The organism is Curtobacterium pomorum, assembly GCF_044497295.1.
Taxonomy (GTDB): Bacteria; Actinomycetota; Actinomycetes; order Actinomycetales; family Microbacteriaceae; genus Curtobacterium.
Map to the genome: position 1 here is coordinate 124,270 of NZ_CP172409.1, position 24,615 is coordinate 148,884.

26 protein-coding genes are annotated in these 24,615 nt (G+C 72.2%); 18 read left to right on the top strand and 8 right to left on the bottom strand.

Annotated features, from left to right (window positions below; genetic code table 11):
- The first annotated feature begins 3 nt into the window (after positions 1-3).
- The 12 genes from hemE to ACGH48_RS00625 all read left to right on the top strand — a co-directional run bounded on the left by hemE (position 4) and on the right by ACGH48_RS00625 (position 10,143).
- Positions 4-1,137, top strand: coding sequence for a uroporphyrinogen decarboxylase (gene hemE, locus ACGH48_RS00570; protein WP_396289796.1), 1,134 nt, complete (start codon positions 4-6; stop codon positions 1,135-1,137).
- On the top strand, positions 1,134-2,474 hold the full coding sequence (locus ACGH48_RS00575) for a protoporphyrinogen/coproporphyrinogen oxidase (RefSeq protein WP_396289797.1): 1,341 nt from the start codon (positions 1,134-1,136) through the stop codon (positions 2,472-2,474). Before hemE ends, ACGH48_RS00575 begins: the two co-directional genes overlap by 4 nt.
- A gap of 100 nt (positions 2,475-2,574) precedes the next feature.
- Entirely contained in the window at positions 2,575-2,829 is a 255-nt protein-coding gene (locus tag ACGH48_RS00580; protein WP_017887727.1) for a hypothetical protein, read from the top strand.
- Positions 2,826-3,281 (top strand): phage holin family protein, encoded by a 456-nt coding sequence (locus ACGH48_RS00585; protein WP_396289798.1) that lies wholly within the window; start codon positions 2,826-2,828, stop codon positions 3,279-3,281. The genes ACGH48_RS00580 and ACGH48_RS00585 overlap by 4 nt, the downstream gene beginning before the upstream one ends.
- Before the next feature lie 32 nt (positions 3,282-3,313).
- Complete coding sequence (locus tag ACGH48_RS00590) at positions 3,314-3,544, top strand: DUF3618 domain-containing protein (RefSeq protein ID WP_111083767.1); 231 nt, start codon at positions 3,314-3,316, stop codon at positions 3,542-3,544.
- Positions 3,545-3,612: 68 nt separating this feature from the next.
- Positions 3,613-4,356 carry a hydrogen peroxide-dependent heme synthase gene (gene hemQ / locus ACGH48_RS00595; RefSeq protein WP_340196681.1) on the top strand — a complete coding sequence of 248 codons (744 nt, stop codon included), beginning with the start codon at positions 3,613-3,615 and terminating at the stop codon, positions 4,354-4,356.
- Complete coding sequence (locus ACGH48_RS00600; protein WP_340196682.1) at positions 4,353-5,588, top strand: ferrochelatase; 1,236 nt, start codon at positions 4,353-4,355, stop codon at positions 5,586-5,588. Before hemQ ends, ACGH48_RS00600 begins: the two co-directional genes overlap by 4 nt.
- Positions 5,585-6,544 (top strand): hydroxymethylbilane synthase, encoded by a 960-nt coding sequence (hemC, locus tag ACGH48_RS00605; RefSeq protein ID WP_222659088.1) that lies wholly within the window; start codon positions 5,585-5,587, stop codon positions 6,542-6,544. The genes ACGH48_RS00600 and hemC overlap by 4 nt, the downstream gene beginning before the upstream one ends.
- Positions 6,545-6,579: 35 nt before the next feature.
- Positions 6,580-7,296: a uroporphyrinogen-III synthase gene (locus ACGH48_RS00610; RefSeq protein ID WP_340196716.1), complete on the top strand. Its 717-nt coding sequence runs from the start codon at positions 6,580-6,582 to the stop codon at positions 7,294-7,296.
- Positions 7,293-8,348 (top strand): porphobilinogen synthase, encoded by a 1,056-nt coding sequence (gene hemB, locus ACGH48_RS00615; RefSeq protein ID WP_396289801.1) that lies wholly within the window; start codon positions 7,293-7,295, stop codon positions 8,346-8,348. Before ACGH48_RS00610 ends, hemB begins: the two co-directional genes overlap by 4 nt.
- Complete coding sequence (hemL, locus tag ACGH48_RS00620; protein ID WP_123311094.1) at positions 8,345-9,670, top strand: glutamate-1-semialdehyde 2,1-aminomutase; 1,326 nt, start codon at positions 8,345-8,347, stop codon at positions 9,668-9,670. Before hemB ends, hemL begins: the two co-directional genes overlap by 4 nt.
- 8 nt (positions 9,671-9,678) lie before the next feature.
- Entirely contained in the window at positions 9,679-10,143 is a 465-nt protein-coding gene (locus ACGH48_RS00625; protein ID WP_123311092.1) for a DIP1984 family protein, read from the top strand.
- A 226-nt stretch (positions 10,144-10,369) separates the two neighbouring features.
- On the opposite strand, the gene ACGH48_RS00630 is transcribed toward ACGH48_RS00625, so the two are convergent.
- The 5 genes from ACGH48_RS00630 to ACGH48_RS00650 form a co-directional block, all read right to left on the bottom strand.
- Positions 10,370-10,960: a hypothetical protein gene (locus ACGH48_RS00630; protein ID WP_396289803.1), complete on the bottom strand. Its 591-nt coding sequence runs from the start codon at positions 10,958-10,960 to the stop codon at positions 10,370-10,372.
- Positions 10,961-11,126: 166 nt separating this feature from the next.
- Positions 11,127-11,912 carry an ABC transporter ATP-binding protein gene (locus ACGH48_RS00635; protein ID WP_396289805.1) on the bottom strand — a complete coding sequence of 262 codons (786 nt, stop codon included), beginning with the start codon at positions 11,910-11,912 and terminating at the stop codon, positions 11,127-11,129.
- A gap of 17 nt (positions 11,913-11,929) precedes the next feature.
- The gene (locus tag ACGH48_RS00640; RefSeq protein ID WP_396289806.1) at positions 11,930-12,598 is read right to left on the bottom strand and encodes a GntR family transcriptional regulator; all 669 of its coding nucleotides are present in this window, start codon (positions 12,596-12,598) and stop codon (positions 11,930-11,932) included.
- Positions 12,599-12,683: 85 nt separating this feature from the next.
- Positions 12,684-13,661 carry an MDR family oxidoreductase gene (locus ACGH48_RS00645; protein WP_396289807.1) on the bottom strand — a complete coding sequence of 326 codons (978 nt, stop codon included), beginning with the start codon at positions 13,659-13,661 and terminating at the stop codon, positions 12,684-12,686.
- Positions 13,662-13,807: 146 nt separating this feature from the next.
- A complete protein-coding gene (locus ACGH48_RS00650) occupies positions 13,808-14,836 on the bottom strand; it encodes a 6-phosphofructokinase (protein WP_340196689.1) in 1,029 nt (342 codons plus the stop codon).
- Between the two features lie 87 nt (positions 14,837-14,923).
- Here ACGH48_RS00650 and ACGH48_RS00655 point away from each other — a divergent pair, with 87 nt between their 5' ends.
- Positions 14,924-15,886: a DNA-3-methyladenine glycosylase family protein gene (locus tag ACGH48_RS00655; protein WP_396289808.1), complete on the top strand. Its 963-nt coding sequence runs from the start codon at positions 14,924-14,926 to the stop codon at positions 15,884-15,886.
- A gap of 11 nt (positions 15,887-15,897) precedes the next feature.
- Here the strand turns inward: ACGH48_RS00655 and ACGH48_RS00660 are convergent, their stop codons facing one another.
- Both ACGH48_RS00660 and ACGH48_RS00665 read right to left on the bottom strand, forming a co-directional pair.
- On the bottom strand, positions 15,898-16,755 hold the full coding sequence (locus ACGH48_RS00660; protein WP_396289810.1) for an NAD-dependent epimerase/dehydratase family protein: 858 nt from the start codon (positions 16,753-16,755) through the stop codon (positions 15,898-15,900).
- Between the two features lie 71 nt (positions 16,756-16,826).
- Positions 16,827-17,840, bottom strand: a complete 1,014-nt coding sequence (locus ACGH48_RS00665) for a TerC family protein (protein ID WP_396289811.1) — start codon at positions 17,838-17,840, stop codon at positions 16,827-16,829.
- Between the two features lie 119 nt (positions 17,841-17,959).
- On the opposite strand from ACGH48_RS00665, the gene ACGH48_RS00670 reads away from it, so the two are divergent.
- The 3 genes from ACGH48_RS00670 to ACGH48_RS00680 are packed head-to-tail and all read left to right on the top strand — an operon-like array spanning position 17,960 to position 19,865.
- The gene (locus tag ACGH48_RS00670) at positions 17,960-18,649 is read left to right on the top strand and encodes a YceI family protein (protein WP_396289812.1); all 690 of its coding nucleotides are present in this window, start codon (positions 17,960-17,962) and stop codon (positions 18,647-18,649) included.
- Complete coding sequence (locus ACGH48_RS00675; RefSeq protein WP_123311076.1) at positions 18,646-19,161, top strand: sigma-70 family RNA polymerase sigma factor; 516 nt, start codon at positions 18,646-18,648, stop codon at positions 19,159-19,161. Before ACGH48_RS00670 ends, ACGH48_RS00675 begins: the two co-directional genes overlap by 4 nt.
- Positions 19,158-19,865, top strand: a complete 708-nt coding sequence (locus ACGH48_RS00680; protein ID WP_396289813.1) for an anti-sigma factor family protein — start codon at positions 19,158-19,160, stop codon at positions 19,863-19,865. Before ACGH48_RS00675 ends, ACGH48_RS00680 begins: the two co-directional genes overlap by 4 nt.
- Positions 19,866-20,064: 199 nt before the next feature.
- On the opposite strand, the gene ACGH48_RS00685 is transcribed toward ACGH48_RS00680, so the two are convergent.
- The gene (locus ACGH48_RS00685) at positions 20,065-20,541 is read right to left on the bottom strand and encodes a MarR family winged helix-turn-helix transcriptional regulator (protein WP_123311071.1); all 477 of its coding nucleotides are present in this window, start codon (positions 20,539-20,541) and stop codon (positions 20,065-20,067) included.
- Positions 20,542-20,693: 152 nt separating this feature from the next.
- Between ACGH48_RS00685 and ACGH48_RS00690 the strand changes: the two genes are divergently transcribed.
- Together ACGH48_RS00690 and ACGH48_RS00695 are read left to right on the top strand one after the other, a co-directional pair.
- Entirely contained in the window at positions 20,694-20,954 is a 261-nt protein-coding gene (locus ACGH48_RS00690) for a DUF4190 domain-containing protein (protein ID WP_185021264.1), read from the top strand.
- A gap of 79 nt (positions 20,955-21,033) precedes the next feature.
- Positions 21,034-24,606 carry a bifunctional proline dehydrogenase/L-glutamate gamma-semialdehyde dehydrogenase gene (locus ACGH48_RS00695; protein ID WP_396289814.1) on the top strand — a complete coding sequence of 1,191 codons (3,573 nt, stop codon included), beginning with the start codon at positions 21,034-21,036 and terminating at the stop codon, positions 24,604-24,606.
- Positions 24,607-24,615: the final 9 nt, after the last annotated feature.

Consider the following 24,615-nt stretch of genomic DNA (forward strand, 5'->3'; position numbering starts at 1 on the left):
CCGGTGACCGAAGCGACGACCACATCCCTCCCCGACTCCCACCCCCTGGCAGCAGGGCGGACGAGTGGTTCCCGCCTGGTGCGGGCCCTGCGGGGTGACCGTCCGGAGACCCTGCCGGTGTGGTTCATGCGGCAGGCCGGCCGGTCGTTGCCCGAGTACCGCGAGCTCCGGGTGGGCACGGCCATGCTCGACGCATGCCTCGACCCCGAGCTGGCGTCGGAGATCACGCTGCAGCCCGTCCGCCGGCACGGAGTCGACGCCGGCATCTTCTTCAGCGACATCGTCGTCCCGATCAAGCTCGCGGGCGTGGACGTCGAGATCGTCCCCGGACGCGGCCCCGTGCTCGGGTCCCCGATCCGCACCGCGGCGGACGTCGACGCGCTGGAGCCGCTCGACCCGGCCGCCCTCGAACCCATCCGGCAGGCGGTCGCCCGCACCGTCGAGCAGCTCGGGGACACCCCGCTGATCGGGTTCGCCGGTGCGCCCTTCACGCTCGCCGCGTACCTGGTCGAGGGCGGTCCCTCCAAGGACCACATCCGCGCCCGCACCCTCATGCACGCCGAGCCGGAGACCTGGTCGCGGCTGCTGGCCTGGGCGGCGGAGGTGTCGGGGGCGTTCCTGCGGGCCCAGGTGCTCGCCGGGGCCTCGGCCGCGCAGCTCTTCGACTCGTGGGTCGGCTCCCTGTCGCGCGCCGACTACGTCCGGTCCGTCGCACCGCACTCGGCGCAGGCGCTCTCCCACGTGACCGACCTGGGTGTGCCGCGCATCCACTTCGGCGTCGGCAGCGGCGAGGTCCTGGCCGACATGACCACGCTGGGTACGGACACGGTCGGCGTCGACGCGGTCGGGGTCGACTGGCGGCTCCCGCTCGACGAGGCCGTGCGCCGGGTCGGTACCGGCGTGAGCGTGCAGGGCAACATCGACCCGGCGATGCTCTCGGCCCCGTGGGAGGTCCTCGAGGCCCACGTGCGCGAGGTCGTCCGCCGCGGTGGCGCCGCCCGCGCCCACGTCGTGAACCTCGGCCACGGGGTGCCCCCGGAGACCGACCCGACGGTGCTGACCCGTGTCGTCGAGCTCGTGCACTCCCTGGGCGACGGCACGGACGGCACCGACGGGACAGCCGGAGCCGCAGCGTGACCGACGTCGTCGTGGTCGGCGGCGGGATCGCCGGACTCGTCACCGCCCGCGACCTGGCGAAGGGCGGCGCGGACGTCGTCCTGATCGAGTCGTCCGGGGTGCTGGGCGGCATGATCCGCCGGCACACGGTCGGCGGTCTCGACCTCGACATGGCGGCGGACTCGTTCGCGACCCGCACCGACGCCGTCGGCCGCCTGGCGATCGAACTCGGCCTCGGCAACGACGTCGTCGCCCCGGACCCGCGCGGCGCCTGGCTGATGACCCGCGACGGTCGGACGTCGCCCATCCCCGCGACCGGGCTCCTCGGCATCCCGAGCACCCCGATGGCTGCCGACGTCCTCGCCGTCGTCGGGCAGAAGGGCGGGCTCCGCGCGCAGATGGACTCGCTGCTGCCCGGACCGGTCGGCGCCAAGGCGGAGTCCCTGGGCGAGCTCGTCCGGCGGCGCATGGGGGAGCGGGTCCTCGACGACCTGGTCGTCCCGATCGCCGGCGGGGTGCACTCAACCCACCCCGACCAGCTCGACCCGGAGCGGGTGGCTCCCGGTCTCCGCGCGGCGCTGCTCCGCGAGGGCTCGCTCGCCCGCGCGGTCCTGGCGCTCCGGGCCCGCGCTGCCGCCGGCACCCCGGTGCAGGGGATCCGCGGCGGGATCGTCCGGCTCGTGGACGAACTCGTCGCCGACACGGAGACCTACGGCGTCGACGTCCGGCTGCACACCCGGGCGACGCGGATCGAGGCACACGCGGTCGAGGTCGTCTCCGCGGACGGCACGGTCGAGCGCCTGCCCGCGCAGCACACCCTGTCGTCGGTGCCCGACCCCGAGCGCACCGCGGCGCCGGACCGCACCGGCATCGAGCTCGTCACGCTCGTCGTCGACCAACCCGAGCTCGACGCGGCTCCACGCGGGACCGGGATGCTCGTGCACCCCGATGCCCGCGCCGTGGCGGCGAAGGCCCTGACCCACGCGACGGTGAAGTGGCCCTGGCTCGCCGAGGCGGCCGCCGGGCGCCACGTGCTGCGCCTCAGCTACGCGATGCCGGCCGACGCGACCAGCGTGCACGGCGCGACGGGACCCGACGACGCGGCCACGAGCCTCCCGGTCGACCCGGACGGACCGGTCGGGACCCGGGCGCTGCACGACGCGGCCACGCTGCTCGGTGTCCCCCTGACGGCGACGCACGTCGCGGGCGCCGCACGCGTCCGCTGGCACGGCCCGGACCTGACCGCCGCCGGTCTCGCGGCGGGTGTCGTCGGCGTCGGCGAGGTGGCCACCGGACGAGGGCTGGCCGGCATCATCGGGGCCGCTCGGACCGCCGCTGGACAGATCCTGGGTTCCTGAGCGGACCCCAGACCACCCGGGGGCTACTGTTGGTGAGACCGTCGGACGTATTCCGTTCGGCGCATGACCACCGCACACTGAACCAACGGAGGAATCGCACATGCGCGGAAAGCTCCTGTTCGTCGCCGGCGCCGCACTCGGGTACGTCCTGGGATCGCGAGCCGGACGGGCGCGGTACGAGCAGATCAAGACCGTCAGCGGCAAGGTCTGGAACAGCAACGGCGTCCAGAAGGGCGTGCACGTCGCTGAGGACTTCATCGCCGACAAGACCCCGGACGTCGCCGAGTTCATCGGTGAGACGACGAAGAAGGCCGTCCGCAAGGTCGGTCAGAAGAAGGACACCACCACCTCATGACCGACACCCGCGACCGCAAGTCGCGTTCGCTGTTCGGTCTGGTGGGCGACGTCCCGAAGCTCGTCAAGGGCCTGGTCAAGGGCGAGATCGACCTGCTCAAGGCCGAGATGCTCACCAAGGCCAAGATCTTCGGACTGGCCGCGGGGCTGCTGGTCGGTGCGCTCGTCATCGTGCTCTACGCGATCGGCGTCTTCCTGACCGCCGCCGTGATGGGCCTGGCGACCGTGATGCCGGCCTGGCTCGCAGCGATCGTGATCGCCGTGGTGATGCTGATCATCGCCGCCATCCTCGGGTGGATCGGGTGGAAGCGCCTCAAGAAGGGCCTGCCGATCACGCCGAAGCGCACGATCGACAGCGTCAAGAACGACATCAACGCGGTGAAGGGGATGGGCAAGAAGCCCACTCCGCCCAGCCACGGCAGCCGCAAGCCGGACGTCGGCGGCCGGTTCTGAGCCCCGACAGCCGCACCACCGACGGAGGAACCGTGACCGATCCGCACGACGATCTCGCAGACCGCGTCGCCGCGACCCGCGCCCAGCTCTTCGACACCCTCGACGCGATCGAGGACAAGCTCAACGTCCCGAAGCAGATCGGCATCGCGGCGTCGAAGGTCAAGCGCGGGATCGACGAGAAGCCGGTCCCGTACCTGGCCGGGCTCGCAGCCGGAGTAGCGGTGGTCGGGGGTATCGTCGTGATGGTGCTCCGACGGCGGTAGACCGCCCGAGCGCGGTCCACCGGGTGCGGGGCGGCCACGACCCTGGCAACCGATAGGACAAAGGATCCATGAGTTCCGACGCGCCCACGAACACCGCGCCCGCGCATTCCCCGCACGAGACCGACCCCGCGACCGGGATCGATCCCAACCTGATGACGGCCTACGCGCTCTGGGCCGTCTTCCGCCGTCCGCTCGGGCCCGTCCACCGCGTCGGTGACGACGCCGTGGCCGAGCTGGACGCCGTGATCGCGTCCGCCGCCGAGCGTGGCGTGACGACCCGGGGCTTCTACGACGTCTCCGGGTTCCGCGCCGACGCCGACGTCATGATCTGGCTGCACGGCGACGACGCGCAGGCCATCCAGGCGGTGCTGCGCGAGATCCGTCGCACCGGGCTCTTCCAGGACGCCGAGCCGGTCTGGCACGTCATGGCGATGCACCGCGAGGCCGAGTTCAACAAGCGGCACACCCCCGCCTTCCTGCGTGGCAAGGACCCCGAGGCGTGGATCACGGTGTACCCGTTCGTCCGCTCCTTCGAGTGGTACCTGCTGCCCGAGGACGAGCGCTCGAAGATGCTCCGCGACCACGGGATCGCCGGCGCGAAGTACCGCCGCGTCCTCACGAACACCATCGCGACCTTCGCCCTGAGCGACTACGAGTGGATCCTGCCGCTCGAGAGTCCCGAGCTCGTCGACCTCGTCGACCTGATGCGCGACCTGCGGGCCACCGAGGCACGCCTGCACGTGCGCGAAGAGGTCCCCTTCTTCACGGGTCGTCGCGTGACGACCGCCGAACTCCCGGAGGTGCTGTCATGACCGACACCAGCATGATCACGAACGGCCAGCCCGTCCTCGCCGCCACCCCCGCGGCGGCGTCCGGACCGGAGCACGTCGAGGTCCCGACCGCCTACGACGCGATCCTGCTCGCCGGCTTCGGTGGGCCCGAGGGCCAGGACGACGTCATCCCGTTCCTGCGCAACGTCACCCGCGGCCGGGGCATCCCGGACGAGCGGCTCGAAGAGGTCGCCCACCACTACCGGCACTTCGGCGGCGTGAGCCCGATCAACGCGCAGAACCGCGCGCTGAAGGCCGCGCTCGAGGCCGAGCTGGCGTCGCGCGGCATCGACATGCCCGTGCTCTGGGGCAACCGCAACTGGGAGCCCTACCTGGAAGGCGCCTTCACCGAGGCAGCCGACAAGGGCTACAACAAGCTCATCGCCATCGCGACGAGCGCCTACTCGTCGTTCTCCAGCTGCCGCCAGTACCGCGAGGACTACGCGCGCGTCCTGGACGAGACCGGACTGCTCGGCACCATCGAGATCGACAAGATCCGGCAGTTCTTCGACCACCCCGGCTTCGTCCGGCCCTTCGTCGACGGTGTCCGTGACGGCATGGCCCGGGCCATCGCCGAGAACGACGGGCTCGACGTCGCGACCGAGCTGCACGTGCTGTTCTCGACCCACTCGATCCCGTCGACCGACGCCGCGAAGTCCGGCCCGGACTACCGCGGCTTCGACGAGCACGGTGCCTACGAGGCGCAGCACCTCGCCGTGGCGCAGGTCGTCCTCGACCAGGCGTGGGCGGAGCTGCTCGAGCAGCCCGAGCACGCACACCTGCAGGGCACGTCGAAGCCGGCGTGGAAGCTCGTCTACCAGTCGCGCTCCGGCCCCCCGACGCAGCCGTGGCTCGAGCCCGACATCAACGACTACATGAACGAGGACCTCAAGGGCGGCTCGACGCGGGCCGTGCTGATCGTCCCGCTCGGCTTCGTCAGCGACCACATGGAGGTCATGTGGGACCTCGACGAGGAAGCCACCGAGACCGCCGGAGAACTCGGCTTCTGGTCGCTCCGCACGCAGACCCCCGGCATCGACCCGGCCTACGTGTCCGGCCTGGTCGACCTGGTCCTCGAGCGCGTCAACGGCACCCCGACCAGCGAGCGTCCGCACCTGACCGACATCGGTCCCTGGTACGACGTCTGCCGCCCGGGCTGCTGCGAGAACGTCCGCGCCGGCTTCAAGCCCGCCGCCGCCGGCGTCGCCCCGTGACCGACGGACCGACCCCGATCCGGCTCGGCACCCGCGCCAGTCGGCTCGCGGTCGCGCAGTCGCAGGACGTCGCCGACCGCCTGGCAGCGGCGGCCGGCCGGCCGGTCGAGCTCGTCACCGTCACGAGCGAGGGCGACACGAACCGCGCCTCGCTCGCGTCGCTCGGGGGCACCGGCGTCTTCGCCAGCGCCCTGCGCGAGGCCCTGGTCGCCGGCGAGGTCGACGTCCTCGTGCACTCGCTCAAGGACCTGCCGACGGCGCCGTACCCGGGCCTGACGATCGCCGCCGTGCCGAAGCGCGCGGACGCCCGTGACGTCCTGGTCGCCCGCAACGGCGCCACGGTCGAGAGCCTGCCCGAGGGCGCGAAGGTCGGCACGGGCTCCCCGCGTCGTGTCGCACAGCTCAAGGCCAAGCGCCCCGACCTGGACGTCATCGACATCCGCGGCAACATTGACACCCGCCTGGGTCGCGTGGACGACGACCTCGACGCCGTCGTGCTCGCGGCAGCCGGGCTCGGCCGCATCGACCGACTGTCGGCCGCCACCGAACTGCTCGACCTCGGCTTCTGGCCGAGTGCTCCGGGTCAGGGTGCGCTGGCGATCGAGACCCGTGCCGACGAAGCCGACACGAACCTGCTCGCCGCACTGCGGAAGATCGAGCACGCCCCGACCCGCCTGACGGTGACGGCCGAGCGCGAGGTCCTGGCGAAGCTCGAGGCCGGCTGCTCCGCCCCGATCGGTGCGACCGCGGTCGTGGACGCCGAGCTCCTCCTCGTCTCCGCCACCGTCTACAGCCCCGACGGCAGCGAGTACCGCACGGCGTCGCACGCGGCCGTGCTCGAGGGATCCGCGCAGGACCGTCTGGCCGAGGCGCTCGAGGTCGGTGGCCGCGTTGCCGCCGAGCTGCTCGAGAACGGTGCCGGCGACCTGGCGGACCTCGCCGACTCGGTGAAGTAGAGCCCGCCACGGACACGCCCGCTCCCGTCGTCGTCATCCCCCGGGGTGGCGCGTGGGGCGAGCGTGTCGCGGCGTCGGCCCGGCAGCGCGGGCTCGATCCGCGGGTCGTCCCCCTCATCACGACCGAGCCACCGCTCGATGTCGCTCCGCTCGACCGTGCGGTCGCGCGCGTGGCCGGGTACGCGTGGGTCGTGGTGACCAGTGCGACGGCCGTCACGGTGCTCGCGGAACGCATGACGGGCCTCCCGTCCGGGGTGCGGGTGGCGACGGTCGGGGAGCCGACCGCCCGTGCCGCGCGTGCTGCGGGCTGGGTCGTCGACCTCGTGCCGGACCAGGCCTCGGCCGCCGGGCTCGTCGCGGCCCTGCCGGACACCGACGGCACCGTGCTCTTCCCCCGCTCCGAGATCGCTGCGCCCACGCTCGTCGACGGGCTGCGGGCCCGCGGCATCGACGTGGACGACGTGGTCGCGTACCGTACCGTGGGGACCGGCGACGAGCCGATCACCCTCGACGCGGTGCCCGACGCGGTGCTCGTGACGAGCGGCAGCGTCGCCCGCGAGATCGCCCGCCGGATGACCCCGCTCGACCCCCGCACCCTCGTGGCCTGCATCGGCCCCGGAACCGCCGCCGACGCGCGCGCGGCCGGACTGCCGGTCCACGTCGTCGGACCCACCCGGTCCGCAGAAGCACTGCTCGACGCCGTCGTCGAAGCCCTGAACCCCACCGTCCCCGAACAGGAAGGCCACCCGTGACCGGCCGTTTCCCCCAGGTCCGCCCCCGTCGACTCCGCGCCACCCCCGCGATGCGACGGCTCGTCGCCGAGACCCGGCTGCACCCAGCCGAGCTCGTGCTGCCGATGTTCATCCGCGAGGGCGCGACCGACGCCGTCGACATCTCGAGCATGCCGGGCGTCCAGCAGCACTCGCTCGACTCGTTCCGGCGAGCACTCGTCGAGGCCGCGGGCCAGGGCATCGGCGGCGTGAACCTGTTCGGTGTGCCCACCACGAAGGACGCGACCGGGTCCGGCGCGACGGACCCCGACGGCATCCTCAACGTCGCCATCCGCGTGGCCAAGGAAGAGGTCGGTGACGACCTGGTCGTCCAGTCCGACCTGTGCCTCGACGAGTTCACCGACCACGGGCACTGCGGCGTCCTGGCGACCGACGGCTCCGTCGACAACGACGCGACCCTGCTGCGCTACCGCGACATGGCGGTCGCGCAGGCCGAGGCCGGTGCCGAACTGGTGTGCCTGAGCGGGATGATGGACGGCCAGATCGCCGCCGCCCGCGACGCGCTCGACGTCGCCGGCCACACCGGCACCGCACTGTTGGCGTACGCGGCCAAGTACGCCTCCGCCTTCTACGGCCCCTTCCGCGAGGCCGTGTCGTCGTCGCTCGTCGGCGACCGACGGACGTACCAGATCGACGCCGCCAACGGTCGTCAGGGCCTGCGGGAGGTCGCGCTCGACGTCGACGAGGGCGCCGACGTCGTGATGGTGAAGCCCGCGATGAGCTACCTCGACGTGCTCGCCGAGACGGCCGCCACCTCGCCCGTACCGGTGTGGGCCTACCAGATCTCCGGCGAGTACGCGATGATCACGGCAGCCGCGCAGAACGGCTGGATCGACCGCGACGCCGCAGCGATGGAGTCGCTCGTCGGCATCAAGCGGGCCGGCGCCGACGCGATCCTGACCTACTTCGCCGTCGACATCGCGCGGAAGCTCAACCAGGAGGCCGACCTCCGGACCTCCGGTACCACCGCCGCAGTCGCCGGCATCGCCTCGACCGGGAAGGCCCCCGAATGACCACGAACGACCAGCTGTTCGGCCGCGCGAAGAACGCGATCCCCGGCGGCGTGAACTCGCCCGTCCGTGCCTACGGTTCGGTCGGTGGCACCCCGCGCTTCCTGGTGTCGGCGAAGGGCGCCTACGTCACCGACGCCGAGGGTCGTGAGTACGTCGACCTCGTCGCGTCCTGGGGGCCGGCGATCCTGGGCCACGCGCACCCGGGTACCGTCGAGGCCGTGCAGCAGGCCGCCGCGCGCGGGCTGTCGTTCGGCGCCTCGACCCCGGGCGAGACCGAGCTGGCCGAGCTCGTGAAGCAGCGGGTGTCGGTCGACGGCGACGGCCCCATCGAGAAGCTCCGCATGGTGTCCACCGGCACCGAGGCCACGATGACGGCGATCCGGTTGGCCCGTGGCTACACCGGCCGCGACCTGCTCGTGAAGTTCGCCGGGCACTACCACGGGCACTCCGACTCCCTGCTGGCCGAGGCCGGCTCGGGCGTCGCCACCCTGGCGATGCCGGGCAGCGCGGGCATCACGGCCGAGACCGCCGCGCAGACGCTCGTGCTGCCCTACAACGACCTCGACGCGGTCCGCCGTGCCTTCGACGAGCACTCCGAGCGCATCGCCGCCGTGATCGTCGAGTCGGCCGCGGCGAACATGGGCGTGCTCGCCCCCGAACGCGGCTTCAACCGGGCGCTCGCGCAGATCACGCAGTCGCACGGGGCGCTGCTCATCGTCGACGAGGTCCTGACCGGGTTCCGCGTCGGGTCCGCCGGATGGTGGGGCCTCGAGGCCTCGAAGGTCGTCCCCGACGGTGCCGGGTGGAAGCCCGACCTGATCACGTTCGGCAAGGTCATCGGCGGTGGCATGCCCCTGGCCGCGCTCGGTGGTCGCCGCGAGGTGATGGACTTCCTCGCCCCGCTCGGCCCCGTGTACCAAGCCGGCACCCTGTCCGGCAACCCGCTCGCGGTCGCCGCCGGCATCGCCACGCTCCGCGCCGCGACGCCGTCCGTGTACGAGTCGTTGAACCGCACGGCCTCGGTCATCTCCGCGGCGACGTCGGACGCCCTGTCGGCGGAGGGCGTCGCCCACACCGTGCAGCGCGCCGGCAACCTGTTCTCGTTCGCCTTCACCGACACCGCGCCGCGGAACTACGACGACGTGCGGGCGCAGGACGTGTTCCGGTACGCGCCGTTCTTCCACGCGATGCTCGACGCCGGGGTGACCCTGCCGCCGAGCGTGTTCGAGGCGTGGTTCGTCACGGCCGCCCACGACGAGCGGGCCGTCGGACGCATCCTCGACGCACTCCCCGCAGCGGCGAAGGCCGCGGCGGCTGGTTGACTGGCCACATGCAACTCGCCGAGGCCCTCATCGAGCGCGCCGACCTGCAGAAGCGCATCGAACAGCTGCGCGGCCGCATCGCCGCGAACGCCCGCTACCAAGAGGGCGAAGAACCCGACGAGGACGCCCGCGAGCTCCTCGCCGAGGCGGAGCGGTCGATCGACGCACTCGAGGTCCTGCTCGCCCGCATCAACGCGACGAACGCCAGCACCACCGTCGCGTCCGGGCAGACCGTGACCGCGCTGCTCGCGCGCCGCGATGCCCTGCGGCTGCGGCACGCGCTCGTCACCGGGGCGGCGGACGCGACGGCCGGCGCCACCGGCGGCTACCGCCAGCTCCGCAGCGAACTGCGGACGTTCGCCGCGCTGCCGACGGCCGAACTCCGGTCGCGGGCCGACGCACTGGCGAAGGAGATCCGGGAGCTCGACGCCGTCGTCCAGCGCACCAACTGGGAGGTCACCCTGGTCGACTGAGCAGCGGGCGGTGCGTCGGTAGACGGACCGGGGCGGGTACGGACCCGATGACCGGCGGGCAACCCGGTCCCTGTCGGCGCAGTGGGCAGCGCCATGGCGAGAGCCGTGCACATCGCAGCCCAGTACGGCGCACCAGGTACGGTGCACACCGCACCACGCACAACCGCGTACCGACCGGACCGTCGAGGGCGGGACAGGGGACAGCACCGCCCCCACCCTCGACGACTCAGGAGCAGTCGGACTTGGTGAACGTCGTGTCGAGTGTCTTCGAGGAGCCGTCGAACGCGTAGGTGTACCGCATGTCGACGTCCTCGTCGAGGAGTTCCTTGGTGTCGCTGTTCGAGCAGAGCGTCGGGCCGACCGAATCGCGGATGGCGCTCTCGGTGATCGAGGCCGGGTCGACGCTGGACGACACCGTGTAGTCGTAGTGGATGGCGTTGCCCTCGGCCTCGACACCGGTCCACGTCGTCACGGAGTCGACCTGCTTCGGCAGGTTGCTCTGCTCGCGGATCTGCACGACGGCCTTCGAGACCTTCTCCTCTGTCGAGTCACTGAACGCGGCGGTCAGCGCCTGGCGGACCAGGATCGCGACGACCACGGCGACGACGACGCCGAGCAGTGAGATGAGGACGCGCTTGCCGCGGGACTGCTTGGGCGGCGGCGCGTAGGGCGCCCCGGCGGCCGCGGGCTGCGCGTACGGCTGCTGGCCGGGCTGCTGCTGCGCCCAGGGCTGCTGGCCGGGTTGCTGCTGGCCGGGCTGCTGGCCGCTGTTCGGCTGCGGTTCGGACCCCGGGTAGGGCGGCGGCGTGGTCGTCATGGTGTTCCCCCTCGTTGCGGTGCGCGGCCTGACACCGTCGTCCGGCGTCGGGTCCCTCCCCGACACGGGCCGCAGACACCTGAGCGACCATTCAAGCACGGGCAGGAGCGGCGCAGCGCGGCTGTCCGTCCCCCGCGCCGGCTCCGCGCCGTCAGGCGGAACGCCGTCAGGCGGAACGCCGTGCTGCCCAGCGCCCCTCGGACCGGAGGATCGCGAGCGGGAAGTCGAAGGCGTGCGACACCGCCGACGACGTGATGACCTCGTCCGCGGTGCCCCGCGCGACCACGGCGCCGTCGCGGAGCAGCATCGCGTGCGAGGTCGACGCCGGCAGGTCCTCGAGGTGGTGCGTGACCATGACGCTGCCGAGCTCGGGGTGCCGGTGCCGCAGTGCGTCGACGGTCTCGAGCAGGTGCTCGCGCGCTGCGACGTCGAGGCCGGTCGCCGGCTCGTCGAGCAGCAGCAACTGCGGCTCCGACATCAGTGCGCGCGCGATGAGGGTGCGGCCCCGCTCACCCTGGGACAGCACGGGCCAGCGGGCGTCGCGCCGTGCGGCGAGGCCGACGTCGGCGACGTGCTGCTCGGCCGCCTCGACCTCGGCCGCCGTGGGCTCCCACCGCACCATGAGGTCGGTCGTGCCGGTCAGCCCGGTCAGCACGGTCTCGAGCACGGTGAGCGGCGAGAGCATCCGGTGCCGGGGATCGACGTGCCCGATGTGCTCGCGGAGCTCCCGGACGTCGACCCGTCCCAGGCGTCGGCCGAGCACCTCGACCGTGCCGGCGGTGGGGTGGCCCGTCGCGCCGAGGACCGCGAGCAGCGTGGACTTGCCGGCGCCGTTCGGCCCGAGGAGCGCCCAGTGCTCACCGCGCCGGACCGTCAGGTCGACGTCGTGCAGCAGGTCGCGCCCGGACCGGGTCACGCGGACACCGGTGGCGTTGATCAGGACGTCGGTCACCCGTCCATCCTGGCCCGTCAGCTGCGTGCGGAGCGGACCGACTCGATGTGCTGCTCGAAGTTCCGCGTCAGCGCACGTCCGGCCTCGGCGGCCGTCTCGCCGTCGCGCTCGTCGAGTGCCTCGCCGAGGATCGAGAAGAACGCCTCGGAACCGTACTGCTCGAACGCCGGGGTGGGGTTGAGCGTGAAGCGGACGCGCTCGAGCGCACCTTCGGCGGCGACCTGCACGAGGGGGTTGCCGGAGTGGGCGATGGCGAACTCGATGATGTCGGTCACGGCGCCGCTGAAGCCGAGGTCGCGGACCTTGCGGAGTCCGTCGGCACGGTCGAGCAGCTTCTGCATCGCCGCGACGTCCGCGTCGTCGTACTCGGGGATGCCCCAGCGCAGGCTGAGCTCGAAGAACCCGGCCGTGGCACGGGTCGCGGTCACCCAGTCGTCGAACGTGGGGGTGGCGACGCGGGTGTACCGGTTCGCCTCCATCTCGACGAGGCCGATGTCGACGAGCTTCGCGATCGCCTCGCGGATGGGGGTGCGACTGACTCCGAGCCACTGGACCAGCTCGTCGTCGTTCAGGCGTTCGCCGTGCTGGAGCGTGCCGTCGCGGAGGGCTGCCAGCATCTTCTCGTACACGACGTCGCGGAGCAGCTTGCGGGGTGAGTTCTCGACCGTGGACTTCGGGACCGGCATGTCATCTCCTCGTGCATCGGACTCGGTACTGGAATCCTAACGTGTCAATTTGCAAGCGCTTGTAAAATTGTGGTACAGGAGTATTTCAGCGCCGGAGGTCGACCACCGTCCGACCGTGCACGCGCCCGGCGACCACGTCCGCGCCGACCGCGATGGCCTGCTCCGGTGTGATCGTCCGGGTCACGCCCGCCAGCAGCGCGGGGTCGAGGTCGGTCGCCAAGCGCTCCCACGCTCGACGCCGGAGCTCCAGCGGGGCGTCCACCGAGTTGATGCCGAGCAGCGACACCGCCCGCAGGATGAACGGCAGCACCGTCGTGGGCAGCGCGGAGTCCTGGGCGAGCCCGCACGCCGTGACGGCACCGCCCCACCGGGTGCCGGCCAGCACGTTCGCCAGGGTGGCCCCGCCGACGCTGTCCACGGCGCCGGCCCACGTCGCACGCTGCATCGGCTTGCCGGGCTCGGACAGCGCACTCCTGTCCACGACCTCCGTCGCGCCGAGTCGTCGGAGCGAGGCCTCGTTGGCGCTCCGACCGGTCGACGCGGTCACCCGGTGGCCCCGGGCGGCGAGCAGGGCGATCGCCACCGTCCCCACGCCGCCGGACGCGCCGGTCACGAGCACCGGCCCGGCATCGGGCGCGACGAACCGTTCGAGCGCGAGGACGCTGAGCATCGCCGTGAACCCCGCCGTGCCGATCGCCGCCGCGAACGAGTCCTCGATCGTGTCCGGCAGCACCACGAGGGAACCGGACGGCACCACCGCGTGCTGGGCCCAGCCACCGTGCCGGGTCTCGCCGAGTCCGGCGCCGTTCAGCACGATGCGGTCGCCGATCGCCACGTCGTGCACCCCCGGACCGAGAGCGGACACGGTCCCGACGACGTCGATGCCCGGCACGAGCGGGTCGACCCGGGCGACGCCCGGGTTCCGGGCGAGCGCGAGGCCGTCCTTGTAGTTGACGCTCGAGTACGTGACGTCGATGAGGGCTTCGCCCTCGGCCGGATCGGGCAGGTCGACGTCGGCGACGGCGGGCGGGGCGGAACTGGACACGACTACGGCGCGGGTCATGCGCCGGACGCTACCCCGGGCCTCCCGGCCAGCGGTCCGTTCTTTCCCAGAACGCGAGCGATCCCTGGCGGAACCGGGCGTACCGAGTCGAAAAAAACGACCAGGTACGCCCGCAAACGACCAGGTACGCCCGAAACGCCCCCGCGCTACCCGAACATGATGGCGGCCTCGTCGAACCGGGCCTGCGGCACGGTCTTGAGCTCGCCGAGCGCCTCCTCGAACGAGACGTGCTCGATCTCGGTGCCGCGCAGCGCGACCATCCGGCCCCAACGCTCCTCGACCACCGAGTCGATGGCCGCCAGACCGAGCCGCGTCGACAGCACCCGGTCGTACGCGGTCGGCGTGCCGCCGCGCTGGATGTGCCCGAGCGTCGTGGCGCGCGTCTCGATGCCCGTCATCTCCTCGATGAGCGGCGCGAGGCGCTCGCCGATGCCACCGAGCCGCGGACGGCCGAAGGCGTCGAGCCCGCGCTCGGTGTGCGCGTTGTCCTCGTGGTCGGGGACGAAGCCCTCGGCCACCACGACGAGCGGTGCACGCCCGCGGTCGTAGGCGGCGCGCACCCACTTCGCGATCTGCTCCATGCTCGTCTTCTGCTCCGGGATGAGGATCGCGTGCGCGCCCGCGGCCATGCCGGAGTGCAGGGCGATCCAGCCGACGTGCCGGCCCATGACCTCGGCGACCATGCAGCGGGAGTGCGACTCGCCCGTGGTGCGCAGGCGGTCCATCGCCTCGGTCGCGATCGCGACGGCGGTGTCGAACCCGAAGGTGTAGTCGGTGGCGCCCAGGTCGTTGTCGACCGTCTTCGGCACGCCGACGATCTTCAGGCCCGCGTCGGTGAGGCGCTTCGCCGCCGCGAGCGTGCCCTCGCCGCCGATCGCGACGATGGCGTCGATGCCGTGGCGCTCGAGCATGCGCTCGATGTTCTCGACCCCACCGTTCGGTCCTTCGAAGGGGTTCGTGCGGCTGGTGCCGAGGATCGTGCCGCCCTGCTTGGCGATGCCCTGGATGTCCTTGCGGCCGAGCGGGACGATGTCGCCGTCGACGACGCCGCGCCAGCCGTCCCGGAACCCGACGAACTCGTGGCCGTGGATCGCGATGCCCTTGAGGACGATCGCGCGGATGACCGCGTTCAGGCCGGGGCAGTCGCCTCCGGAGGTGAGGATGCCGATGCGCATGGGAACTCCGTCGTCGGGTGGTGCGGGTGGGGGTCGTGGGGACTGCGACCATCATGACTGACGGTGGTTGCGCATTACCATCCCGGTGTGACCCTGCTCGACTCCGCCTCGTCGTCCGCCGGTGCGTCCGTCGATGCGTCTCGCGTCGACACGGTGTACCGACCGGGAGGCCCGGTGGACGTCACGTCGACCCTGCGGCCCCTGCAGCGCGGCTCCGGCGACCCCGCCTACAAGGTGGTCGGGTCGGTCGTGTGGCTCGCGCTGCGGACGCCCACCGGCCCGGCTTCCGTGGCGATCCGGCAGGCCGGCGGCACCATCGCGGTCTCGGCGTGGGGCGACGGTGCGGCGTGGGCGGTCGAGCACGCACCGGAGCTGCTCGGTCGCGGCGACGACTGGGACGGGTTCGACGTCTCCGGGCACGCGTTCCTCGCAGCCGCCCGGCACAAGCAGCCCGGACTCCGGCTGCTCCGCACGAACACCGTCGTCGCGATGCTCGTGCCGGCGATCATGGAGCAGAAGGTGACCTCGCGGCAGGCGTGGGGAGCGTGGCGGTACCTGCTCCGCCGGTACGGCACCGCGGCACCCGGGCCGGCACCCGACGGTCTCATCGTGCCGCCGACGGCCGACGAGTGGGCGCGGATCCCGAGTTGGGAGTGGCACAAGGCCGGCATCGAGCCCGGACGGTCGGCGACGGTGATGCGCGCGGTGCGTGTGGCCCCGGCGCTCGAGCGGACGCTGACGCTCGGCCGCGGCGGATCGGTCGTGTCCGCGCGGCTGCAGTCGATCCCGGGCATCGGGAAGTGGACGGCTGCCGAGACCGCGCAGCGCTCCCACGGCGACCCGGACTCGCCGAGCGTCGGAGACTTCCACGTCCCCGCGCTGGTCGGGTGGGCGCTGACCGGGGGACCGGTCGACGACGACGGGATGCTCGAGCTGCTCGAGCCGTGGCGGGGGCACCGGGAGCGGGTCGTTCGGCTGATCGGCGGCTCGGGGTTCCGGAAGCCGGCGTTCGGTCCGCGGCTCACGATCCAGGACCACCGCGGGCACTGAGCGCGGGGGCGTCAGGGGTGGCGGGTGCCCTCGCCGGCCAGCACGGCGCGGTAGCCCTCGCGGAACGTCGGGTACTGCGGAGTCCAGCCGGTGGACTGCAGCAGCGCGTTCGACAAACGCTTGTCACCGCCGGACTGCCGGGCACCGCCGTCGCCGGTGGCGGGCTCGGGAACGCCGAGTTCGCCGGCCAGGAACCGCAGCACGTCGTCCAGCCGGCTCGGTTCGTCGTCGGTGCCCAGGTAGGTCGGCGCCGGGTCCGGCACGGCTGCCAGGTGCACGAGCGCCGCGGCGGCGTCGTCGCGGTGGATCCGGTTCGTGTGCGGCGAGGCACCGGGGGCCAGGCGGGCGGAACCGGAGCGGACCTGGTCGATCAGACGCTCACGGCCCGGCCCGTAGACCCCGGACAGGCGGACGAGCACGGCTCCGGGAGCGCGTTCGCGCAGCAGCGCCTCGGCCTCGACCAGCACCTGAGCGGTCGGGGTCCCACCGTGCGCCGGGGTGTCCTCGGTGACCACGCTGCCGTCGTCGACGTCGTACACCGCGGTCGACGACACCACGAGCAGTCGTGGGTCGGCATCCGAGGCGTCGATGCCCTCGAGCACGTTCCGCAGGCCGTCGACGTAGGTGGCGCGGTACTCGTCGACCTCGCGGCTGCCGGCGGCGAAGGCCACGACGACGACGCTCGTGTCGGCGGGGATCTCGGGGGCCTCGTGTCGCAGGTCGACGCTCCGGCCGGTGATCGGCGCCGGGACCAGTTCGGCGCGGCGGCGGAGGCCGACCACGTGGTGTCCCTGTTCGGCGAACCGCAGGCCGGCCTCGGTTCCGAGGTCGCCGCAGCCGGCGATCACGACGGTGTCGTTGTTGTGCACCCGTCGACCTTGGCACGGGCACCTGGTGGACGCTCCAGCGCCCGGCCTGCTGTCGCTCAGCGCACCTTCCGTCAGTCCGAGGTCGTGCGCGCGGGTTCGTCGTCCTTCGTCTCCACGCCGTCGTGACGCATCCGCACCACGCTGGCCAGGGTCGACAGCGCCATCGCAGCGATGATCACGATCAGGGAGACCCAGGTGTTGATCTCCGGCGCCCACTCGATGTGCTCGCCACCGTTCAGGAAGGGCAGCTCGTTGTCGTGCAGCGCGTGCAGGACGAGCTTCACGCCGATGAACGCGAGGATCACCGCGATGCCGTACTTCAGGTAGACGAGTCGCTCGAGCAGGCCGCCGAGCAGGAAGTACAGCTGCCGCAGGCCCATCAGGGCGAAGACGTTCGCGGTGAACACGATGAACGGGCTCTCGGTGATGCCGAAGATCGCCGGGATCGAGTCGAGCGCGAACAGCAGGTCGGTGGTGCCGATGGCGATCAGCACGATGAGCAGCGGCGTGAAGTGCCGGACGCCGTCGTGCGTGGTGCGGAACTTCATGCCGTCGAACGTGTCGGTGAGGCGGACCCGTCGGCGGAGCAGCCGGACGATGAAGCTGTCCTTCTGGTCGTCGCCGTCGTCTTCACCGCGGAGCTGCTGGATCGCGGTCCAGATCAGCCAGGCGCCGAAGATGTAGAAGATCCACGAGAAGTTCTCGATGAGCTGGGCGCCGACGAGGATGAAGATGCCACGCAGCACGAGCGCGATGATGATGCCGAGCATCAGCACCTCTTGCTGGATCTTCTTCGGCACCGAGAACCGCGCCATGATGATGACGAAGACGAACAGGTTGTCGATGCTCAGGCTGTACTCGGTGAGCCAGCCCGCCAGGAACTCGCCAGCCGAGTCGCCGCCGGCGAACACGAGCATCAGGACCGCGAAGACCAGCGCCAGCCCCACGTAGACGCCCACCCACGTCGCTGACTCCCGCAGGGTCGGCACGTGCGGGCGGCGCGCGACGATGAGCAGGTCGGCGAGCAGGATCGCGACGATGGCGATCAGCGAGCCGACTTCGAACACGACGGGGAGTTCGGGCATTGCGGCCTTCCTGGCTGCAGGTGGGACGGTGGATGAACAGCCTGACAGATCCGAACGCATCCGTGAGCCGGATCGTTCCTGCCGGTGAACGATCCACCGGGCAACCTCGTTGACGGGGTATGGGACTCCGCACACGCACCAAGGTCATCATCGGCATCTCCACCGGCGTCGTGGTCATCGCGGCCGCCGCCGTCATCGCCGGCCCGTCCATCTACGCGAACACCGTCAACGGGCAGGCCGCTGCGGCCCCCTCGTTGCAGGCGACGTCGTCCGCCAGCCTGGACGCGGCGGACGCCGACGGCACCTGGACCAGCCAGAGTGGTTCGTACGCCGGCTACCGGGTGCACGAGGTCCTGCAGGGGAATGATGTGAACGTGGTCGGACGCACGAAGGACGTCGAGGGCACCGCCGAGGTCGACGGCGGCTCCCTCGCGAAGGCGACCGTCACGGTCCAGGTCGCGAAGATCTCCACCCCCGAATCCGCGCGCGACGCCTACTTCCGGGACACCGCCCTCGAGACGGACCGGTTCCCCACGGCGACGTTCACCCTCACGAAGCCCGTCGATGTCTCGAAGGCGCTCGACGGCAGCAAGCAGGACGTCGCCCTGACCGGCACGATGGACCTGCACGGCGTCACGAAGGCCGTCACCGCCGACGCGCAGGTCGCCGTCGGCGAGGGCGGAACCGTGCAGGTCGCCGGTTCGGTGCCGATCACGTTCGCCGACTACGGCGTGAAGGCCCCCTCGCTCGGCTTCGTCACCGTGGACGGGAAGGGCTCCGTCGAGTTCTCCCTCGACCTGCAGAAGTGACCGTGACGAGCCGTTCCGCCGACGAGCTGCTCGCGACGCTGTACCGCGAGCACGGTGACGCGCTCACCCGGTACGTCCGGCACCTGACGCGGGACGGCTCGGCGGTCGAGGACGTCGTGCAGGAGACCATGGTCCGCGCCTGGCAGCGGCCGGCGGTGCTGGAACGCGCGCCGGACAGTGCACGCGCCTGGTTGTTCACCGTGGCGCGCAACCTCGTCGTCGATGATGCCCGGTCCGCCCGGAACCGCCGAGAGCTCGGGACGGAACACCCGGTCGACCGCGCGGAGTCGGACCGCACCGACGCCGTCCTCGACCGCATCGTCGTGGCCGACGCCCTCGCGTCGCTCTCGCCGGACCACCGTCGCGTGGTGGTGGACGCCTACTGGCTCGGCCACACGGTGCCGGAGATCGCACGACGACACGACATCCCCGAGGGCACCGCGAAGTCGCGGTTGCACTACGGGCTGCGAGCCCTGCGGCTCGCGCTGCAGGAACGAGGAGTGACCCGATGAGCGACGACCGCTACGCAGAATGGGATGCGGCGTACGTGCTCGGGTCCCTGTCCCCGGACGAGCGGCTCGAGTACGAGCGGCACCTGGAGACGTGCGACCGTTGCACGGCCGCCGTCGCCGAGCTGGTCGGCCTGCCCGGTCTGCTCGCCAAGCTGCCGGCCGACCAGGCGATCGAGATCGCGGAACCGGACGGGAGGCCCGACACCGGTTCCGAGAGCACCCTCGCCTCCGTCGCGCACCGCGTTCGACACCGCCGCCGCCGTCGCCGGGTCTGGGTCGCCGCCACCGCGGGGCTCGCGGTGGTCGCCGCCGTGCTCGGCGGGCTCGCCGTCGGCACGGCAGGGGACCGCGGCACGGCGCAGGCCGGACGCGACGTCTCGGCATCGGCGACCGCGGACCGGTACGACATGACCGGCGCCCAAGGACTCGACGTCGACCTGGCCGTCAGCGGCGAACAGTGGGGCACCCGCTTCGACTGGGGCTGCTCGTACGGCGGCAAGGAGTGGGCGGCGGACGGCTCGGTCATGTACGACCTGGTCGTGGTGCGGTCCGACGGCTCCACGCAGATCGTCGGCTCGTGGACGGCCGCCGGCGAGGACGCGAAGGGGCTGTCGGCGTCGACGGACATCCCGCGCGACGACATCGCGAGCGTGCAGGTGCGGCTCCGCGGCGAACAGGGCGCCCTCGCCGTCGTCGACCTCTGACCGAGCCCGTCCGTCCCGCGCCCTCCGCCCTCCGCCCTCCCGCCCTCCCGCCTTCCCGCCTTCGGCCCCGAGGTTCCGAAATCTCGGCATCTGGGCGCGACTCACGGCGGTTCGTGGAACCTCGGCGCTCCACGGGCGGCGAGTCGTGGAACCTCGGCGGAAGCGCCCGGGGGAGTCCTCGGCGGACGCGCGCGGACAGTCAGCCGGAGACGGCGTCGTCCGACACGTCGGGGCCGATCGCGTCCTGGACGCGCGCACTGACGGACCGGAGCGTGTCCGCGTCGGTCCCCACGGGCCTCCAGAACAGGTCTTCCAGCGCACCGGTGTGCGCACGGATGCCGGCGAGGACCGCGCGACGGCCGTCGGGGGTCATCTCCACCCAGCTGCCGCGGCCGTCGGTCGGGCAGTCGGCGCGGCTGACCAGGCCACGGGAGACCATGCGCGTGACCTGGTGGCTGACGCGCGACTTCTCCCAGCCGATGCCGGCGGCGATGTCGCGGACGCGCAGCCGGTGGTCCGGCTCCCGGTGCAGGCCGATCAGGATCTCGAACTCGGGGATGGAGATGCCGGCACCCGCCTGGACGGCCTGGTCGAGCGCTCGGTCGAGGCGTCGCCAGACGTCGTGGTAGGCGTCCCACGTCGCCCAGTCGTGGCCGTCCTTGCCCTGCGTCGACATTCCTTCAGCGTATCCACGGTGGGGGCCGACCGACCCCGTCGCCGCGGGTTTCGTCCGTCCGGATGACCCGAACGGGGCGCTGCGGACCGATCCGGCCCGCCCGTACGATGACCGGGCCGTGCAGCGCTCGGCCCGACGAGACAGGAACCCGCATGACGAACCCCTCCGCGCCGCCGCCGACGGCACCCATCCGCCCGACGAACACCCTGGCGATCATCGCGCTGGTGCTGGGTTTCGCGGTCCCCATCGGCGGGGTCGTCGTGGGGCTCATCGCGCTGCCGCAGCTGCGGCGGACGGGTGAGGCCGGACGCGGTCTCGCGATCACGGGAATCGTCGCGGGCGCGGTCATCTCCGTCTTCTCGGTGTTGCCGGTGCTGCTCATGCTGCCGGAACTGATCCGGGTCTTCGGCTGACTTCATCCGTCCGGATGACTCCTGGCCGACGTGCGGCGCGCTCCAAGGTGAGGTCGGAGGTGCGGCATACGATCGGAGCATGCCGAGCGCCCGCCTCCAGGACTGCACCGACGATGCCGTTGCGCTGGTCCGCCGGTGGCTGGCGGCGTCCGCCGGGGCGAAGCCGGATGCCGGTGCCGCTCGCCTCGCCGAAGCCCTGCGGGACGAGCGTGGCCTCGACTTCACGCGCAGCTTCGTCGACAAGGTCATCCGCCCCGAGGACCCCCGGGTCGCCGCCCGCAACCTCGAGCAGGTCAGCCGCGACGTCCCCGACTTCCTCGCCTGGTACCTGCGCGGTGCGGTGACGCTCGGCGGTGGGTTCGCGACGATGGCGCCGTGGGCGGTCATCCCGACCGCTCGCCGGATCCTGCGCCGGATGACGGGTCACCTGGTCATCGATGCGAGCACGGCGAAGCTCGGTCCGGCGCTCGCGAAGGTCGGCGGACCGGGCACCCGACTCAACGTGAACCTGCTCGGTGAAGCCGTGCTCGGCAGCGCCGAGAGCGACCGCCGGCTGCAGGGGACGATGGACCTGCTCGCCCGCGACGACGTCGACTACGTGTCGATCAAGGTCAGCTCGGTCGTGCCCCAGATGTCGATGTGGGCGTTCGACCAGACGGTCGAGCGGGTCGTCGACCGACTCGTGCCGCTGTACCGGTCGGCGGCAGCCCCGCTGGCGTCCGGCGGCCAGGCGAAGTTCATCAACCTGGACATGGAGGAGTACCGCGACCTCGACGTCACCCTCGCGGTGTTCCGGACCCTGCTCGACCGCGACGAGTTCGCGGGGCTGCAGGCCGGCATCGTGCTGCAGGCCTACCTGCCCGACGCCGCGGGAGCGCTCGAGTCCCTGACGGCCTGGGCGCAGGAGCGCCGGGCCCGGGGCGGCGCTCCGATCAAGGTGCGGCTCGTCAAGGGCGCGAACCTGGCGATGGAGCACGTCGACGCGATCGTGCACGACTGGCCGCTCGCCACCTGGGGCAGCAAGCGCGAGACCGACAGCGCCTACCTGCGCATGCTCGACGCCGCGCTGACCCCGGAGCGCACCGACGCCGTCCGGATCGGTGTCGCCGGGCACAACCTGTTCGACCTGGCGACCGCATGGGTGCTCGCCCAGCGCCGCGGGGTGACCGACGCGATCGACGTCGAGATGCTGCTCGGCATGGCGTCCACGCACGCCGACGCCGTCCGCGCCGACGTCGGCCAGATCCTGCTCTACACACCCGTGGTGCAGCCGGAGGAGTTCGACTCCGCCATCGCGTACCTGGCCCGACGGCTGCAGGAGAGCGCGAGCCCCGAGAACTTCATCGCCGCAGCGTCCGACATCGACCACGACGCCAGCGTGTTCGACCGTGAACACGGCCGGTACCTGGCCTCGGTCGCGGCCCTCGACGAGTCGGTACCAGCGACGCACCGCACCCAGGACCGCCACCGGGCGCTCGGCCAACCCGTGCTGCGCGACGCGTTCCGGAACGCCCCGGACACCGATCCCTCCGTCCCCGCCAACCGCGCGTGGGCGCTCGACGTCCTCCGGCGGGTGCCACGCTCCCAGCTCGGCGCGCAGACGATCCGCGGGGCCAAGGTCGCCGACCGCTCCAAGCTCGAACGGATCATGGCCCGCACCGCCCAGGCCGGCGTGAACTGGGGGCGGCAGGACCCCTCCGACCGCGCCGAGCTCCTCGACCTGATCGGGCACGAACTCGAGACCCGCCGCGCCGACCTGATCGAGGTGATGGCGGCGGAGACCGGCAAGACGTTCTCCGAGGCCGACACCGAGGTCACCGAGGCCGTGGATGCCGCCCACTACTACGCCGAACGAGCCCGTCGCCTCGGCGACATCGAAGGCGCCCGCTACGTCCCGCCGCGCCTGACCGTCGTCGTGCCGCCGTGGAACTTCCCCGTCGCGATCCCCGCCGGCGGGGTGCTGGCGGCGCTCGCCGCGGGCAGCGGTGTCGTCCTCAAGCCGGCACCCGAGGCGAAGCGGAGCGGTGCGCTGCTGGCCGACGTGCTCTGGGACGCCGGTGTGCCGCACTCCTTGCTGCAGCTCGTCGACCTGGCCGAGGACGAACTCGGCCGAGACCTCGTCGGGCACCCCGCCGTCGACCGCATCATCCTGACCGGTTCGGCCGACACCGCGCGGTCGTTCCGTTGGTGGCGCGCAGGACTGCCGCTCAGCGCCGAGACGAGCGGCAAGAACGCGATCGTCGTCACACCGAGCGCCGACATCGACCTCGCGGTGCAGGACATCGTGCAGTCCGCCTTCGGGCACGCCGGCCAGAAGTGCTCGGCGGCGTCCCTGGTGGTCCTGGTCGGCACGGTCGGCGAGAGCGAGCGCTTCCGTCGGCAGCTCGTCGACGCCACGCGCACGCTCCGCGTCGCCTGGCCCGACGACCCCACCGCGCAGGTCGGCCCGGTGATCGCCGAGCCCGAGGGCAAGCTGCGCCAGGGCCTGACCGAGCTCGGGCCGGGGGAGTCCTGGCTCGTGCAGCCGACGGCCCTCGACGACTCCGGGCGGCTCTGGTCGCCCGGCATCCGCGACGGCGTCCGCCCGGGCAGCGACTTCCACCAGACCGAGTACTTCGGTCCGGTGCTCGGCATCATGCGCGCCGAGACGCTCGAGCAGGCCATCGCGATCCAGAACGGCACCGACTACGGCCTGACGGCGGGCATCCACTCGCTCGACGCCGACGAAGTCGCGGACTGGCTCGCCAGCGTGCGCGCCGGCAACCTGTTCGTGAACCGCGGCATCACCGGCGCGGTCGTCGGCCGGCAGCCGTTCGGCGGCTGGAAGCGGTCGTCGGTGGGCACCGGCACGAAGGCGGGCGGTCCGATGTACGTCGCGACGCTCGGGCGGTGGGAGCCGGTCCCGCGCACCGTGCACAAGAGCATCCAGCTGCACGGGCTGCCGCCACGCGTGACCGCGGTCATCGAGGCCGCGCGCAGCGGACTGTCGTTCGAGGAGTTCGACCAGGTGCGCGCCGGTGCGCTGAGCGACGTCCGGGCGCGCGAAGAGCTCTACGGCGGCTCGCACGACCTGTCGGGGCTCGTGGTGCAGCGGAACGTCCTGCGTCACCGACCGCAGTCCGTCATCGTGCGGCAGTCGGAGGACGCCTCGGCGGGTGACCTCGTCCGCGCACTCGTCGCCGCCACGGCTGCCCGCGCCCACGTCCTGCTCAGCACCGCCCGTCCGTTGCCCGGCCCGCTCACCCAGCTGTTCGCCTCGAGCCGGTCGCCGCTGGACGTCGTCGACCACCTAGTCGAGTCCGACCAGGACTTCCACGCCCGGGCATCGTCCGGTGCCGTGTTCCAGGCGAACTGGACGAGTGGTGAGGACGATGAGCCCGTCGACGCGCTCGGGGACATGCTCGCGCAGGACCAGGTCCGGCCCGTGCACACGGCGTTCGGTGGTCCCGGGGCGCGCATCCGGCTGATCGGCGGCGACGCCCTGGCACTCGAGGAAGCCCTCGGGGCGAGCATCGACGTCGCGATCCACGACGCCCCGGTGGTCGAGGCCGGGTTGATCGAGATGCTCCCGTTCATCCGTGAGCAGTCGGTCTCGATCACCGCCCACCGGTTCGGCGACGTCGACGCGGACTTCGCCGACCTGCGCGTCTGACGTCCCCGG

What these genes read in the sequence shown, in the direction of transcription:
- ACGH48_RS00580 (WP_017887727.1), top strand. Translation starts at nt 2,575, where the DNA reads ATGCGCGGAAAGCTCCTGTTCGTCGCCGGCGCCGCACTCGGGTACGTC.
- ACGH48_RS00585 (WP_396289798.1), top strand. Translation starts at nt 2,826, where the DNA reads ATGACCGACACCCGCGACCGCAAGTCGCGTTCGCTGTTCGGTCTGGTG.
- hemQ (WP_340196681.1), top strand. Translation starts at nt 3,613, where the DNA reads ATGAGTTCCGACGCGCCCACGAACACCGCGCCCGCGCATTCCCCGCAC.
- ACGH48_RS00600 (WP_340196682.1), top strand. Translation starts at nt 4,353, where the DNA reads ATGACCGACACCAGCATGATCACGAACGGCCAGCCCGTCCTCGCCGCC.
- hemL (WP_123311094.1), top strand. Translation starts at nt 8,345, where the DNA reads ATGACCACGAACGACCAGCTGTTCGGCCGCGCGAAGAACGCGATCCCC.
- ACGH48_RS00625 (WP_123311092.1), top strand. Translation starts at nt 9,679, where the DNA reads ATGCAACTCGCCGAGGCCCTCATCGAGCGCGCCGACCTGCAGAAGCGC.
- ACGH48_RS00630 (WP_396289803.1), bottom strand. Translation starts at nt 10,960, where the DNA reads ATGACGACCACGCCGCCGCCCTACCCGGGGTCCGAACCGCAGCCGAAC.
- ACGH48_RS00640 (WP_396289806.1), bottom strand. Translation starts at nt 12,598, where the DNA reads ATGCCGGTCCCGAAGTCCACGGTCGAGAACTCACCCCGCAAGCTGCTC.
- ACGH48_RS00645 (WP_396289807.1), bottom strand. Translation starts at nt 13,661, where the DNA reads ATGACCCGCGCCGTAGTCGTGTCCAGTTCCGCCCCGCCCGCCGTCGCC.
- ACGH48_RS00650 (WP_340196689.1), bottom strand. Translation starts at nt 14,836, where the DNA reads ATGCGCATCGGCATCCTCACCTCCGGAGGCGACTGCCCCGGCCTGAAC.
- ACGH48_RS00665 (WP_396289811.1), bottom strand. Translation starts at nt 17,840, where the DNA reads ATGCCCGAACTCCCCGTCGTGTTCGAAGTCGGCTCGCTGATCGCCATC.
- ACGH48_RS00670 (WP_396289812.1), top strand. Translation starts at nt 17,960, where the DNA reads ATGGGACTCCGCACACGCACCAAGGTCATCATCGGCATCTCCACCGGC.
- ACGH48_RS00680 (WP_396289813.1), top strand. Translation starts at nt 19,158, where the DNA reads ATGAGCGACGACCGCTACGCAGAATGGGATGCGGCGTACGTGCTCGGG.
- ACGH48_RS00685 (WP_123311071.1), bottom strand. Translation starts at nt 20,541, where the DNA reads ATGTCGACGCAGGGCAAGGACGGCCACGACTGGGCGACGTGGGACGCC.
- ACGH48_RS00690 (WP_185021264.1), top strand. Translation starts at nt 20,694, where the DNA reads ATGACGAACCCCTCCGCGCCGCCGCCGACGGCACCCATCCGCCCGACG.
- ACGH48_RS00695 (WP_396289814.1), top strand. Translation starts at nt 21,034, where the DNA reads ATGCCGAGCGCCCGCCTCCAGGACTGCACCGACGATGCCGTTGCGCTG.